The organism is Stenotrophomonas sp. TEPEL, assembly GCF_004348785.1.
Taxonomy (GTDB): Bacteria; Pseudomonadota; Gammaproteobacteria; order Xanthomonadales; family Xanthomonadaceae; genus Stenotrophomonas; species Stenotrophomonas indicatrix.
On the sequence record NZ_QQXJ01000001.1, the window covers coordinates 2,429,983 to 2,445,161 of the forward strand.

The 15,179-nt window shown below is 61.3% G+C and carries 11 protein-coding genes; 3 read left to right on the top strand and 8 right to left on the bottom strand.

The genetic code is table 11. From position 1 onward, the window contains the following. Nucleotides 1–70: 70 nt before the first annotated feature. Both TEP_RS10945 and TEP_RS10950 read right to left on the bottom strand, forming a co-directional pair. Nucleotides 71–865: an SDR family oxidoreductase gene (locus TEP_RS10945; RefSeq protein WP_132825305.1), complete on the bottom strand. Its 795-nt coding sequence runs from the start codon at nucleotides 863–865 to the stop codon at nucleotides 71–73. A gap of 84 nt (nucleotides 866–949) precedes the next feature. Next, nucleotides 950–1,789 carry a type 1 glutamine amidotransferase domain-containing protein gene (locus tag TEP_RS10950; protein ID WP_132825306.1) on the bottom strand — a complete coding sequence of 280 codons (840 nt, stop codon included), beginning with the start codon at nucleotides 1,787–1,789 and terminating at the stop codon, nucleotides 950–952. A 97-nt stretch (nucleotides 1,790–1,886) separates the two neighbouring features. On the opposite strand from TEP_RS10950, the gene TEP_RS10955 reads away from it, so the two are divergent. Together TEP_RS10955 and TEP_RS10960 are read left to right on the top strand one after the other, a co-directional pair. Continuing rightward, nucleotides 1,887–2,810, top strand: a complete 924-nt coding sequence (locus tag TEP_RS10955) for a LysR family transcriptional regulator (RefSeq protein ID WP_132825307.1) — start codon at nucleotides 1,887–1,889, stop codon at nucleotides 2,808–2,810. Between the two features lie 540 nt (nucleotides 2,811–3,350). Continuing rightward, complete coding sequence (locus tag TEP_RS10960) at nucleotides 3,351–3,707, top strand: hypothetical protein (RefSeq protein WP_132825308.1); 357 nt, start codon at nucleotides 3,351–3,353, stop codon at nucleotides 3,705–3,707. Nucleotides 3,708–3,965: 258 nt separating this feature from the next. Here TEP_RS10960 and TEP_RS10965 read toward each other — a convergent pair whose 3' ends face one another. From TEP_RS10965 to TEP_RS10975, 3 genes are read right to left on the bottom strand one after another with little or no spacing between them, the layout of a single operon-like run. Beyond that, nucleotides 3,966–5,273, bottom strand: coding sequence for a hypothetical protein (locus TEP_RS10965; RefSeq protein WP_132825309.1), 1,308 nt, complete (start codon nucleotides 5,271–5,273; stop codon nucleotides 3,966–3,968). A 35-nt stretch (nucleotides 5,274–5,308) separates the two neighbouring features. Next, a complete protein-coding gene (locus TEP_RS10970) occupies nucleotides 5,309–7,582 on the bottom strand; it encodes a sensor histidine kinase (RefSeq protein WP_132825310.1) in 2,274 nt (757 codons plus the stop codon). After that, nucleotides 7,579–8,853: a class I SAM-dependent methyltransferase gene (locus TEP_RS10975; protein ID WP_132825311.1), complete on the bottom strand. Its 1,275-nt coding sequence runs from the start codon at nucleotides 8,851–8,853 to the stop codon at nucleotides 7,579–7,581. The genes TEP_RS10970 and TEP_RS10975 overlap by 4 nt, the downstream gene beginning before the upstream one ends. 459 nt (nucleotides 8,854–9,312) lie before the next feature. Here TEP_RS10975 and TEP_RS10985 point away from each other — a divergent pair, with 459 nt between their 5' ends. Continuing rightward, nucleotides 9,313–10,509, top strand: a complete 1,197-nt coding sequence (locus TEP_RS10985; protein ID WP_106467802.1) for a hypothetical protein — start codon at nucleotides 9,313–9,315, stop codon at nucleotides 10,507–10,509. Nucleotides 10,510–10,793: 284 nt separating this feature from the next. On the opposite strand, the gene guaA is transcribed toward TEP_RS10985, so the two are convergent. The 3 genes from guaA to folD all read right to left on the bottom strand — a co-directional run bounded on the left by guaA (nucleotide 10,794) and on the right by folD (nucleotide 15,145). Then, complete coding sequence (gene guaA, locus TEP_RS10990) at nucleotides 10,794–12,359, bottom strand: glutamine-hydrolyzing GMP synthase (protein ID WP_132825313.1); 1,566 nt, start codon at nucleotides 12,357–12,359, stop codon at nucleotides 10,794–10,796. A gap of 108 nt (nucleotides 12,360–12,467) precedes the next feature. Next, nucleotides 12,468–13,925, bottom strand: a complete 1,458-nt coding sequence (gene guaB / locus TEP_RS10995) for an IMP dehydrogenase (protein ID WP_032976170.1) — start codon at nucleotides 13,923–13,925, stop codon at nucleotides 12,468–12,470. Nucleotides 13,926–14,269: 344 nt separating this feature from the next. Further along, the gene (gene folD / locus TEP_RS11000; protein ID WP_049469854.1) at nucleotides 14,270–15,145 is read right to left on the bottom strand and encodes a bifunctional methylenetetrahydrofolate dehydrogenase/methenyltetrahydrofolate cyclohydrolase FolD; all 876 of its coding nucleotides are present in this window, start codon (nucleotides 15,143–15,145) and stop codon (nucleotides 14,270–14,272) included. Between the last annotated feature and the right edge of the window lie 34 nt (nucleotides 15,146–15,179).

The following is a 15,179-nucleotide window of genomic DNA, read 5'->3' on the forward strand; positions in this document are numbered from 1 at the left end:
CATAAAGACGAAGCCGGTCCACCATGGTGCCACGCACCCCGTCACGCGCCAAACTGACCCAGCCGCAGCATCACAGAATGGATCGGTACGTCCCGCCCTCTACGCGCACCGCGGCACCATTGGAGGCCGCGCCCAGCGGGCTGGCCAGCAGTGCCACCATCGCGGCGATCTCGTCGGCCTCGATCATCCGCGCGATCAGCGAACTGGGCCGGTAGGTCTGGAAGAAGTGCGCTTCAATCTCCGCATCGGTCATACCTGGTCGCGGCGCGGTCTGGCGCAGGTATTCCACAATGCCATCCGAGCGTGTAGCCGATGGCAGCACGCTGTTGACCGTCACCCCCGTGCCCCGGGTCAGCTCGGCCATACCACGCGACACCGCCAGCTGCGCCGACTTGCTCACCCCGTAATGCACCATGTCCGGCGGCGTGAACGCGCCTACCTCGCTGGACATGAAGATCACGCGGCCCCAGTTGCGTTCCAGCATGCGCGGGAAATAATGCCGCGACAGGCGCACGCCGGACAGCACGTTGACCTCCAGCATGCGCATCCAGTCATCGTCGCTGATGTCGGCGAAGGCCTTGGCTTCGTAGTAGCCCAGGTTGTTGATCAGGATGTCGGTGTCAGGCTGTGCCGCGATCACGGTGGCCGCACCCTCGGCGCTGGCCAGATCAGCCACCACCGTCGCCAGCTGCGCGTCCGACGCGCCCGCGGTGATCTCGGCCATGGCTGCCTCCAGCTTGGCTGGGTCACGGCCGGTCAGGGTCACGCTTACGCCTTCGCGTGCCAACGTGCGCGCGATGGCCAGGCCGATACCGGCGGTCGCGCCGGTCACAAGTGCGGTCTTGCCCGCCAATTGAAGATCCACGTGGGTTGTCCTTTGAGTAGTTGCAGGGGCGTCCCGCGCACCGCGCGCGGGATTCGCCGAAAAGCCGATGCGTTGGTGTCTGGCTTACTTCAACCGCTCAACCAACCGCTGCCCCACCTCCAGCGCCGAAGCCGGGTTCTGCCCGGTAATCAGCTCACGGTCCACAACCACATGCCCCGTCCAAGGCGTGGCGTTGCTGCTGAACTTCGCACCCGCCAGCTGCAACGCAGTCTGCGGGTAGAACTTCATCTCACCGCCGCCCAGCAGCGGCTTGGCCTGCTCTTCTTCCTGGTTGCTGATCACCGTCATCTGGTAGCCGCTGTAGATCCACTTCGGCGTGGCCGGCGTCGCGCCCGCTTCCAGCTTTGCCACGAAACCCGCAGCATCCGGCAGCGTGGACAGCAGTGCGATCGGCCCGTGGCAGACCAGCGCGGTGGTCTTGTTGCGCTGGTGGAAGTCGGCCAGCAGCCGGCCCAGCGCGGGGCTCTTCAGCAGGTCCTGCATCGGCGCGTGGCCACCGGGAATGTAGACCGCATCGAAACGCGCGTACCCCTGCTGCTCGATGCGCGCCAGGCTGACCACCGGCGAGGCCGTCGGCGAGGTCAACGCCAGCTTCTCCAGCAGGTCCTTGTGCACCTTCAGCTGCGCGGCATCGTTGCCGAAGTACGCCGGCGTCACCGAGGACGCATCCACCGCCGGCACCCGCCCCTGCGGCGTGGCGAAGGTCACCTCGTGGCCCGCATCCAGCAGCAACTTGACCGGCTGCATCAACTCGTTGAGATAGAAGCCGGTGGACAGCACCTTGCCATCCTTCAGGTCCAGGTGGTTTTCGTCGGACAGCACCACCAGCACGTTGGCGGCCTGCGCGCCGGTTGCGGCCAGGGTCAGGGCCAGCGCCGCGGCCAGCCGGGTCATCAGGTTCATGGGGTAGCTCCTATCGGGGAATGGCCGCCACTTTATTCATCGCCCCAGCGGCGATAAATTAGCCCCATCGCAAAACATCTGTTCCCCGGAGAGCCAAATGAGCCGCAAGTTCGACTACCTGGGCGATGTGGAGGTGTTCCTGGCGGTGGTCGAGCACGGCTCGTTCACGGCCGGCGCCGTGGCGCTGTCCACCACGCCCTCGGTGCTGAGCCGCGCGGTCACCCGCCTGGAAGCGCGGCTGGGCCGGCAGCTGCTGCAGCGGACCACCCGCCGCGTGGGCCTGACCGACGCCGGGCGGCTCTATCTGGAACAGGTGCGCACCGCCTTCGGCCTGCTGGACGACGCCGAGCGCGACGTACTGGCGCAGGACGGTGCGCTGGCCGGCCGCGTGCGCCTGAGCGTGCCCACCACCTATGGCCACTACCGGCTGCCGCCCGTGCTGGCGCGCTTTGCGCAGCAGTACCCGCAGGTGCAGGTGGAGCTGAACATCACCAACCGCAACGTGGACCTGGTGGCCGAAGGCTTCGACCTGGCCATCCGCCTGGGCCAGCTGCCGGACAGCGGGCTGGTAGGGCGAAAGCTGGAAGACGCGCCGCTGCTGCTGGTGGCCGCGCCGGACTATCTGCAGCGCCACGGCACGCCGCAGACGCTGGAGGATCTGCAGCAGCACCTGTGCCTGCCCTTCGTGATGCCACGCACCGGGCGGCTGGCGCCGTGGATCTTCCGCGACGGCGGGCGCGACGTGGACTGGCTGCCGCGTTCGTCCATCGAGACCTCCGACGATGTGCTGGGCGTGGTGTCGCTGGCCGAACAGGGCATCGGCATCTGCCAGAGCTATGAGTTCATCGTGCGGGAGCGGTTGATGCGTGGGGAGCTGGTGGAGGTGCTGCCGCAGTTGCGGGGGCGTTCGCGGCCGTTCTCGGTGATCTATGCACCGCATCGGCGGCAGTCGGCTGCGGCGCGGGCGATGATTGAGCTGCTGGTGGGGAATGCTGCGGTGGCTTCGGACGGTGCTGATTGAGGCTGCGATGCTTGCTGGCGGTGTCGTGTTTGAACCGATTTTCGGGGTGTGCGGCTGATTGGACGCTGTTACCAGCTGAGGCGAACTAAGAACTGTTGTAAAGAAGGCCGTCGCGCTACTCGCTTGTAGCGCAGGCGATTGCGTCATTTCGAATCGCAATCAACAGAGCAGGTGCGCTAATGCGTCTGGCGTTGTCGCGTGCTGCGCGAATGATGAGTGCAACAATAGTTCCTCGCTCTCGAATTCCGCTTCCTGTTCGCCATTTTCTATTGGCGTTCGCAGCGGCGGTGTAAGCACCATGACGCGCCACCGACAACGGGTGGCCGGGCGTGCAAACCCGAGACGTAGAGTGAAAACGCTTGCCAGTCGGCACCGTCCTTGGGGCGGTGCCGGCTGGCAATCCGTCGGCCTATATGGCGGGCGGTGCGTGGGGGCCTTCGGGCCCGCCGGTCACTTCTCTGCGTCCCGGTTTGCAACCCGCACCGTCCGCCACCCGCTCACGCGGTGGCGCTGTTAAGCACAGCCAAGGAAACCGACGCCATGAACGAATCCGACACCTTCTCTTCGTACACCGTTGTTGAACCCATCAACGACGACACTCCCCTGCCCGACCTGAACTACCTCCTCGGCATCCTCAAGCGCATGCGCGGCTGCGAGGGTGCAGATGGGCATCCCTGGCCAGAGACCGATGTATCACCCGGCCGACGCGTGAGCCTGGCCAGGAGCGAGCGCGCGATGGTAGGGGCGCTGACGGTGCTGGAGCTGCTGCACGCGGCAGACCGCTGCCGGGTGGCAGCGGACCCGGAGCGGCATTTGGATGAGGGGGTTGTGGATGGGTTGTTTCTGGCTTGCCGAGGATTGGTTGAGTGGGCTTGTCATGAGATTAGGCCGGAATGATCTTCATTGACCTCCTTTCCCCCGTACGAACTTGCCCATGAATGTCCGCTTCCGGCCAGAAGCGGACATCATTGCGGCCACCACAGACTTGGGGCTCCGCGATATGTCTCACTTGATAGGCCCACTCGGTATCGAGAAAGAAACGCAAGCGCCACTCTCTGTTCACACCTTGAGAGGCACCACTTTGCCAAAGGCCTGTAGTGTGCGAAATCTACGATTATGGCGCGGCACAATCACCTCCTAGCTCCCGGCCGCTAGCTACGCGGCGGAGTTTTCCTGACTCGTTGCATCCTCAGCGGCGCATTGATCAGTGCAACTACTGCAAACAGGAGATGCATGGTCGCCGGTGGCCTCGTCGGCCGGACCATCCTCTCTGATAGGAAGGACTGCAGCGGGGATCCGCGGCAAGCCGGGACGTTGACTGTAGGCGGCATACCGTTGAACTACACGGGTTATAAAGGGCGACAGCAAGCGGGCCTTTCGCTTGTCCGCCAATTCGTTCCACGGCCTGATCACCAAGTCCCGGAATCCAAACCGGAAGGTCTGCCCATCCATCATGCCGAAAACAATGGCCTCATTGTCCTTCTCATTGATGTTTCCCATGTCGTGGTTCACATCCAGATTTTTCTCAATACGCCCCTTTAGCAGATAGAGAAGAGCATCTTTGGGCTTACCTCTGATGACACAATCACACTCAGCCCGAACATTGAGGAAGTAGCGGGACTTACCCTCGTTGTCGATCTCTTCAAATAGATCACCAGGCGCAAAGCTGGTTGACTCCAGCCGTTCCGATCTAACGATGCGCTCGCCCTCCAGAACCTGAAGAACTGAAGTGGCATAGCTGTCAGCGTTAGCAAGCGCGTGTCTCTCGACGTCTGCTTCAAATCTGCTGAGATCCGCATTGAATGGGTGCATTCGAGAAGCAACAAGTCGGGAGATGAGTCGACCGAGCTCATCACCCGGCGGGACTTTGTCGTTCTTGAATCCTTGCCAAAAAATTACAGGCCAATACCGGTTTCTTTCATGGAAGTCCATGAACAGTGCATTGACTGCCTTGAGATAGCTGCGCTCCCACGTACGCAGTGTCAGTGCTGAAGGGGTCTGCTCAAGCCACTCATTGAGGACCTCGTAAACGCCTTCTCCGACGCTTTCCTTGTTCCGGATTAGGATATGCGATTCAGCATCATCATCGTGCAGTACCCCATTCTGCACCAGCGCCCGCTTGACAACTCCCACGTCCTCATGGGTGAAGATGAATACCGGCGCATGTCGATGTTCGCGCAGCCGTGTCAAGAAGCGCGCGTTATCTTGTGCCAAGCTAAGTGCCAACTCCGGGGGGATGATCTGCCCCTTAGGAAGGTTGGAGAGGTTCCAGTCCATAATAAAGAACGACACATTGGAGAAATTCTCCAAGTCCGCGTTTTCATCTGGAAGCTTATCCAGGACGATGGCGTGACCGCCTCCGTCACGGATTCCTTTGATGATGGCATTGATGCCGTCTTCGTGCTTTCCAACGCTGTCATCGATGACTACCGCCACACCCTTAAATAGTCCCTGCTTGGCCACCGGCGCAGGTCCTCCTTGACTTGCCTGGATCACGGTCAATCCCCCTGAATGAAAGAAATGGTCAAATTTGCGCCGGGCAGAATCCGATCGCCGCGCTCTGACACTTCGATCCGGTACCCTTGCCTCTCCAACAGTTGCCTTGCAATGTAGAGACCCAAGCCGCGCCCCTCCTCACCCTTTCCTGTGAAGAACGGCTCAAAGAGGTAAGGAAGGTCCTCGTCCCGAAATCCCGGGCCATTATCTGCAAAGATCATCAACTGCTGATCTCCATCCAGTAGTACCTCAATTTTCCGCGGCGCTGACCTGCCGGCCAACCAATACACTGCATTGTCAAACAGGTTCAGGAACAGCTGAAGTAACACAGCGTCCGTGGACATCGCCTGCAAGGGCGAGCCCACCGTTGATACAGAGAAATCAATCTCCCGCTTCTTTAGCAGTGTCCCGTAAAAGCCCTGCACTTTGGTGAGCACGTCGGAAACTCTGATGTTCTGCCTTCGTTGCTTCGTTGACTTGAACAAGGCCTGCATATCTCTCATCTGCGCTTCGACAAATGAAAGCAGCCCTCGAACGGAGGATAGCTCGCGATTAAGAACATCCGGTGCTATCTCCCGTCCTCGCGCGGTCTGCGCAATAAGCGTATCCAGCTGCCGCAAGGCAGTAGCCATGCCAAGCATCAGGTCGTGGGAAGCAGCTTCCACTGAAAGGCCAACGCCGGCCAGATGCTCAGTGTTCTCAGCACGTTGGACCAGATAGCGGCGCTCAGCTTTGTACTGCTTGCGCGCCTGATCAATCTTCTCCCCTGCCGTCGAGGAATTGCCCGATGCAATGGCCTCACTAGCCGCCTCAAAGGAACGATCGACCTCGTTACCTTTGAATACCTCAACCTCCGTTTGCTTCTTCCGAACGATTTGCCGCTTGGCGTAAGGATCCTTACGAACCCAGGCAAGGAAGGATTGCAATAGGGCCCGGAACTCGTCAGTTGCTTCACCTACATCAACCAGCCCTTCCCGACTCGTCTTATCGCGCAGTTGCGGGTTGTCCTGCTGAGTGATCTCCACAACACCAACTACCTGATCGTTGCTGAGGAACTCGCTAGCTCTGACAGTGCCGCGACGCACATCGATCAACAGCCAATCATCAGTAGGCTCCCCGTAGGGATACACGCGGATGCCATCGCGGTAAAGATAAATCCGATGTTCCTTGATCAGCTTTTTATCGGAATCGTCAAGTTTGTGGCGCGCATCGGCAAAAGCGGAGAAGTCAAAGACGTAGAACGTGAAACGAAATGGCCCACACTCAGTCGTGCGGTTATTCAGGACGTTGGTCTTCTTATCCGGCATGAACTGCTGGCGATAAACGGGCAGTCCGCTAAGCCGCTCATCTAGCAGTTCAATCCTTTGATGAGTACCGTTGATCGAAAAATCAAAGGCCTTGCCAGCTTCGTCGTAGGCACCTTCGATTTTGAAGACAGGTCGCTCGGTCAGTAGAGCTTCCAACTGCTCCCGCCTCTCACGACCAAAGGGCTCGAACTGAGTCCCGCGATAGATAAATACCTCAAATGGGTCTTGCTCGGTCAGCGCGCCTTGCGTGCCAATGTGGTCGTCTTCGGGCTGAACTGCCGTTGCGACATCACCGAAAATGGATTGCAGCCTCGTCAGATCATCGTAGACCGCTTCTGCCTTCTCCCTTGACCACGCCCCGGACAGATGAGCAATCTCAATTCGGGTACCCTGCTGCCTGCGCTGTTCATGCGCTGGCCCCAATTCCACCCGCTGCCGTTTTATCGTCTGGGCAGGGCTAACTTCCGACAAGGTCAGCGACAAGTCGTCCAGGAACAATCCCTCGCCGTCCTGAAGGAAGTCGGTGTTGTAGGATGACAGATCAAGGCGAACTATGAACTCAGCGGCGCTGCGCGCTGGGCGTGTGGTAATGGTGATATCGCGCCCGATTTTGAGAAGAGCAAAGCGTCCAATGCCCTTCTCACCCTGCACGGCGCGGCCTTTCTTCGTACGAGCTTGGGTACGCTTACCGATCAGCTTCATAGGTGTAGCTGGATTGACCCAATGCTGCTCGATGGTTTCACGAGTCATCCCGGTGCCATCATCTTCGATGATGATGCGCGAGCCGGCAGAAGGTCGAAAATCTGCATCGAACCCTTCAAAGGTAACCTTGACCCAGCTCGCATCTGCATCATAGGCATTTTTGATGAGCTCCACCAATGCGACCCGCTCATTCTTGATTAGCTGGTCACCCAGCATCGTGAGAAGGCGCGCGTATGGGCGGAATTTTAGTTTTTTAGGACGTGTCATGGATGAGCCATCAGCACGTATTCGTGCCCATAAATATGCTTGTCGATAAAAGTGCGACTAAAGCGACCGCTTGCATCCCGGTAGGGTGTCGCGATCTTGTTGGAAATGGACCGTTTCACCGCCCTAACTCTGCTGAATCCGGCCGCCAATAATGACTCAGCCAGGTGCGATGCATTGTCAATATCAATCCCGCGATACTGTGTGTTTCCAATAACGAACATGGCGATACCGCCCTCGGTCAGAAACTGCTTGGCGCGTCGAGCAACGCACTGCATATCGATGTAATAGTTGGCAACAGCCTGGGCAGCACGACGGTCCCTGTCGTACAAAGAGAACACGATCTGCGCGCCAGAGTGATTGAGCTCGGCCACACTACGTCTGAGGTTCAGCTCATGCTGGGCACTGCCGATGGCTCCCTCACGCAGGTCGCGATAGTCGGTCGCATATCCCAGCCACAGAGAGGACAGCTGGTGAAGGTCGGCGTACTCATAAGATGTGACATATGGCGGACTAGTGATCAACATGTCCACAGGCTTGCGCGGGGCAGGAACGGTCAGCGCGTTGGCCAACTGAATCTGCACACGACCCTTGCGCGGACGCTGATGCGGAGTGTCCAGCGCAGTGATGAACTGCAGAGCTCGAGTAATGAAGCTGTCCATGACCTGCGCTGGAACCTTGCTGACATCTAACGCAGGTTTTATCGAGCGCTGACGCCACTGCGAGCAAGATTTGAGAATGGATGAGAACACGCACTCATAGGCATCACGATAGGGCGATTCCACAGGGACAATCTCGCGGATCGCCCTCAGCAGGCAGCCGAGTGCATTGAACTGCACCGGCGCGAACCACCGTAGTAGACGCTCTTGCGCATCCGGGTGCAACGCTACCTGTTCGCTGTTGGAAGTGGCGCTCCGACAGATGGGCTCAAGATAACGATGGAAATGCGCCGGCGAGAGCCTTGCGCTTTTGGTGCGAGCAATCAGGGTGGCCACCGGATTGATGTCGCAACCCCAGAAGTCCAGTCCCTCTCGTTCAGCCTCGTGCGCCACTGTGCCGCACCCACAGAAGATGTCAGCAATACGACGCGGCTGTAAGCCCGACGCACGAGCATACTCCAACCCTAGCGTGGCCAGGAACGCGGGAAACTTTGCGGGATAGGCATGGATTCGATGCATTCGGGACTCGCGCGTCGAAGGCACGTCCCAAGCCGCATCAGCCGGGGCGTCCGAAAGCCCGCGCGACCATAGTTGATCCACATGCGTCACATCCAAAAAGCGCCTCTCCATAGCCCTTTCCCCAGTCTTCAGATTAGGTGATATTCCGTCGCTTGCATAGTATGCACGAAAAGCATAGATTTGCATAAGTTATGCTCACCTTACCCTACCCAACTTTGTCCACCCTGGTTCGCCGCGCTCGCCTCCACTGTGGCGATTCGCAGCAGAAATTTGCCCTACGACTAGGCAAATCACAGGCCGTCGTTTCCAGATATGAGTCAGGCAAGGTAGACCCGCCCGGCAACGTCGTTATGCATTGCATGCATATTTTGGGGCTTGTACCTGCTCCTACCACGGAACACGGGGATGGAAAATGGGAAGAAGTGACTGAAGCGTTGGCTGCGCTTACCCATGCCGTCAAACGCTTGCGTCCAGCCAATAGTCGTCGCACCTAGCGATACGGCAATGCCCCATAATTTGACGGCGCCAGGACCGGCGCTCAGAGGCCCACCCAGGATGCATATCCGTACCGTACATCCATTTCCCGCGCGCATGGCCCCGGAGCTGGCGCTGCGCTCGTTGCGCCAACTCCCCTCCGGAAGCACCGTACTCGACCCTATGGCGGGTTCTGGAACAGTTCTTCGGCAGGCCCAAGCCTTGGGTCATCGCGGGATTGGGTTTGACATGGATCCGCTGGCGGTGTTGATGAGCCGAGTATGGACAACGCCGGTCCAGACGCAGCTCGTTCAGTCCGAATTCGAGTCCGTCCAAGCTGAGGCAATCAAAGTCAATCTGCGCACCGATCGACCAAGCTGGCACGATGCCGAAACGCGACAGTTCATTAATTACTGGTTCGCGACCACACAACGTCGAGACCTGGCTCGAATAGCAGTGGTTCTCGAGCGCCGCAGACTTGCACGTCTGGGGCCATCCAGACGTGCGGCTGTGGATGCCCTCCAGGTTGCCCTCAGTCGAATCATCGTCACCAAGGAGCAATGCGCCTCGCTGGCGCGTGATACATCACACAGCAGACCCCACCGGGTGACTGAAACTACCGACTACTGCGTCATGCGCGGTTTCTCTCGCTCGGTCGCCCAGGTCATCGCACGGCTGGCCGACCAGCAAACATCTTCGATGTCTAATCATCTGGAGACAGCAGTCAATCTGGGCGATGCGCGCGCAATTGCCTTAGCCGATGGCAGCGTGGATGCAATCATGACCTCCCCACCATATCTCAATGCCATCGACTACATGCGCGGTCACCGAATGTCGTTGGTCTGGCTGGGCTACTCGGTCAGCACGTTGCGTGCCATCCGCTCCAATACGGTAGGCGCTGAACGTGCGGGCACACAGGACACTGCGGTAGTTACTGACATCGCCAATGCGATGTGCGCAATGGACACTTTGGCACCCAAGCATCAGCGCATGATCCTTCGCTATGCAAACGACCTGCAGCTCATGATGATTCAGGCAGCGCGGGTACTTCGACCCACGGGTTCAGCCACGTACGTGCTGGGGAACTCCTGCCTCAAAGAGTCATTCATTCAGAATTCGGAAGGCGTTGCCAAGGCCGCCCAGCATGCGGGACTGTTACTAGTAGACACCAGCACCCGTGAACTGCCCACTGGCAGCCGCTACCTTCCAGTCACGCAAAGCGGCGCACTCTCCAAGCGCATGCGTACAGAAACCATCCTGACCTTCAGACACCCTTGAATCGTAGCAAGTAACCTGACCCACAGGAGACGATCAGGCTCTCTCTGATGGCCGCCGCTGCGCCTTGAACACCCATATGTCAGATGGTCGCACTGACCGCTGCGATGCGCGACGAGATATCTGCGGGCTAGTCGAACGGGAAGCTGATGCCCTAGACGAACGGCGGGAGACTGAGATCCCGCGTGGTTGCTTGATTGGGCATCTGCCACCAAATGGCGACCACTGGGGACAAAGGCCCCGCCTCAACCAACAAGGGCGCCTCTCGGCGCCCTCGTTCTTTCAACTCATTCCCACTCAATAGTAGCCGGTGGCTTCCCCGAGATGTCATAAACCACCCGCGACACCCCCCGCAACTCATTGATGATCCGGTTGCTCACCGTCCCCAGGAACTCATACGGCAGATGCGCCCAGTGCGCCGTCATGAAGTCAATCGTCTCCACGGCCCTCAGCGCTATCACCCACTCATAAGCCCGCGCATCGCCCACCACGCCCACCGACTTCACCGGCAGGAACACAGCAAACGCCTGGCTGGTCTTGTCGTACAGATCCGCTTTGCGCAGCTCATCAATGAAGATGGCATCGGCCTTGGCCAGCAGCTCGGCGTACTCGCGCTTCACTTCGCCCAGGATGCGCACGCCCAAGCCCGGGCCCGGGAACGGATGGCGGTAGACCATGCTGCGCGGCAGGCCCAGCTCAACACCCAGGCGGCGCACTTCGTCCTTGAACAGCTCGCGCAGCGGCTCCACCAGGCCCAGCTTCATGTGCTCCGGCAGGCCGCCCACGTTGTGGTGGCTCTTGATCACATGCGCCTTGCCGGTCTTGCTGCCGGCCGACTCGATCACGTCCGGGTAGATGGTGCCCTGCGCCAGCCACTTGGCGTTCTTCAGCTTGTTGGATTCTTCATCGAAGATCTCGACGAACAGGTTGCCGATGATCTTGCGCTTGACTTCCGGGTCGCTCACGCCTTCCAGCGCGCTGAAGTAGCGGTCGGCGGCGTTCACGCGCACCACCTTGACGCCCATGTGCTCGGCGAACATCGCCATCACCTGGTCGCCTTCCTGCCAGCGCAGCAGGCCGGTATCCACGAACACGCAGGTCAGCTTCTCGCCGATGGCCTTGTGCAGCAGCGCAGCCACCACGGACGAATCGACGCCGCCGGACAGGCCCAGGATCACTTCGTCATCGCCCACCTGTTCGCGCACGCGGGCGATCTGGTCGTCGATGATGTTGGCGGCGGTCCACAGGGTCTGGCAGCCGCACACGTCCACCACGAAGCGGCGCAGCAGCGCCTGGCCCTGCAGGGTGTGGGTCACTTCCGGGTGGAACTGCACGCCGTACCAGCGCTTTTCTTCATTGGCCATGGCGGCCACCGGAATGCGGTCGGTGGTGGCGGTGATGGTGAAGCCCGGTGGCGCAACGGAGACGTGGTCGCCGTGGCTCATCCAGACATTCAGCTTCGGCTCGCCGCCGTGGTCGCTCAGGCCCTTGAACAGCGCATCCGGGTTGATCACGTTCACTTCGGCATGGCCGAATTCGCGCTGGTCAGCCGCTTCGGTGGCACCGCCCAGCTGCGCGGCCAGGGTCTGCATCCCGTAGCAGATGCCGAAGATTGGCAGGCCGCTGTCGAACACTTCCTGCGGCGCGGCGGGCGCGCCCGGCAGCGTGGTCGATTCCGGGCCACCGGACAGGATGATGCCCTTGGCGCCGAACGCCGCGATCTCGGCCGGGTTGTGGTCCCACGCCCAGATTTCGCAGTAGACGCCCAGCTCGCGGATGCGGCGGGCAATCAGCTGCGTGTACTGCGCGCCGAAATCGAGGATGAGGATCTTGTCGTTATGGATGTTGGTCATGGCGCCCCGGCAATGCAGTAGGGAAAACGAAAACGTCAGATTTTTCAGCGGCAGATGGAGAAAGAGGAACGGGAATCAGCTTCCTCGTTCCTCTTTGCTCGTCCCGCATCAGGAGCGGTAGTTCGGCGGCTCTTTGGTGATCGTCACGTCGTGGACGTGGCTCTCGCGCTGGCCGGCGCCGCTGATCTTCACGAACTTGGGCTTGCTGCGCATGTCCTCGACGGTGGCGCAGCCCACGTAGCCCATGGTGGCGCGCAGGCCGCCCATCAGCTGGTGGATGATGCCGCCCACCGGGCCGCGGTACGGCACGCGGCCTTCAATGCCTTCGGGCACCAGCTTGTCGGCGGTGGCGGCGTCCTGGAAGTAGCGGTCCTTGGACCCCTTCTCCATCGCGGCCAGCGAGCCCATGCCGCGGTAGCTCTTGTACGAACGGCCCTGGAACAGTTCGGTTTCGCCCGGCGATTCCTCGGTACCGGCCAGCAGGCCACCAATCATGATGGTGGAGGCACCGGCGGCCAGCGCCTTGCCGATGTCGCCGGAGTAGCGGATGCCACCGTCGGCGATCAGCGGGATGCGGTCCTGCAGCGCTTCGGCGACCAGGTCGATCGCGGTGATCTGCGGCACGCCCACGCCGGCCACCACGCGGGTGGTGCAGATCGAGCCCGGGCCGATGCCGACCTTCACTGCATCCGCGCCGCTGTCCAGCAGCGCCAGCGCGGCTTCCCCGGTGCAGATGTTGCCACCGATGACCTGCACGTTCGGGAAGTTCTTCTTGACCCAGCTGACGCGGTCCAGCACGCCCTGCGAATGGCCGTGCGCGGTATCGACCACGATCACGTCCACGCCGGCAGCCACCAGCGCTTCCACGCGGCGGTCGGTATCGCCGCCGACGCCGACGGCCGCGCCGACCAACAGGCGGGTGGCGATGTCCTTGGCAGCGTTCGGGAAGTCGGTGTTCTTCTGGATGTCCTTGACGGTGATCAGGCCACGCAGGGCGAAATCATCGTTGACCACCAGCACCTTTTCGATGCGGTTGCGGTGCAGCAGCTGCAGCACTTCATCAGACGCGGCGCCTTCCTTGACCGTGATCAGGCGATCCTTCTTGGTCATGATGTGGCGGACCGGATCGTCCAGCTCGGTCTCGAAGCGCATGTCGCGATGGGTCACGATGCCGGCCAGCAGGCCGTCGCTGCCCACCACCGGCACGCCGGAGATGTTGTGCGCCTGGGTCAGGGCCAGCACGTCGCGGATGGTGGTTTCCGGGCCGACGGTGATCGGGTCGCGGATGACGCCGGCCTCGAACTTCTTGACCTTGGCCACTTCCGCGGCCTGCTGCTCCACGCTCAGATTCTTGTGGATGATGCCCATGCCACCCAGCTGTGCCATGGCGATGGCCAGGCGTGCTTCGGTGACGGTATCCATGGCGGCGGACAGGATCGGAAGCTTGAGCTTCAGGTCGCGCGTCAACCGCGTTTCGAGGTTGACGTCCTTGGGCAGGATGGTCGAATGAGCAGGGACGAGCGAGACGTCGTCGTAAGTGAGTGCTTCAGCCTGGATGCGCAGCATCGGCATACCCGAGATGTGGGGAAGCGCGACATTTTACCCTGTTTTGGCGACCAAGAACAGTAATTTTGGTAACCGGAAATAGGTAATCCTGCGACACAGTGTCGCGCGGGCGCACCGCCCTTGGTAGGTGCCAACCTTGGTTGGCACAAACCGTCCGGCATCCGGACCCCAGCTGGGGCAACGGCCCCGTCAGGTGTGCCAACCAAGGTTGGCACCTACCAGAAGCGGGTCATGCGGACCGGCGGGAACTACAGGGCATCGACGCGACCCCGGTAGCGCCGGGCCATGCCCGGCGAGCGCAGCGGCGCCGCAACAATCCGCCGGGGCATGGCCCGGCGCTACCCTCAGGAGGCTTCCGCCGCTTCCAACGTGTTCTGCATCAGCGTGGCCACGGTCATCGGGCCTACGCCACCCGGCACCGGGGTGATCCAGCTCGCCCGCTGCGCTGCGGCCTCGAACCCGACATCGCCCACCAGACGGCCGTCATCCAAGCGGTTGATGCCCACGTCGATCACCACCGCACCCGGCTTCACCCACTCGCCCGGCACGATGCCCGGCCGGCCCACCGCCACCACCAGGATGTCGGCGTTGCGCACGGCCTGTTCCAGCACGTCCTTGGGGGTGAACTTGTGGCAGCTGGTCACGGTGCAGCCGGCGATCAGCAGCTCCAGGCCCATCGGCCGGCCGACGTGGTTGCTGACACCGACGATGGTGGCGTTGCGGCCGCGCACCGGTTGGTCGGTGTGGCCCAGCAGCGTGGTGATGCCACGCGGGGTGCACGGGCGCAGGCCGAACTCGCGGAGGGCCAGGTGGCCGACGTTTTCCGGATGGAAGCCGTCCACGTCCTTGCGCGGGTCGATGCGCTGGATCAGCCGGCGCGCGTCGGGAATGCCCGGCAGCGGCAGCTGGATCAGGATGCCGTTGATCTTCGGGTCGGCGTTGAGCTGGTCGATCAGGTCGAGCAGCTCGGCCTCGGTGGTGCCGGCCGGCAGGTCGTAGTCATAGGCTTCGATGCCGACCTTCTCGGCCGCGCGGCGCTTGTTGCGCACGTACACGGTCGAGGCCGGGTCGCCCCCCACCAGCACCACAGCCAGGCCAGGGCGGCTGCCACCCGCGGCGACACGGGCGTCGACCCGCACCTTCAGGCTGTCGAGCAGGTCCTCGGCGATACGGCGGCCATCGAGGATGCGGGCAGGAAGCTGGGGGGCGGAGTCGGTCATCGGGTGCGGGCGTGGGGCGGCGGGGACGCTATTG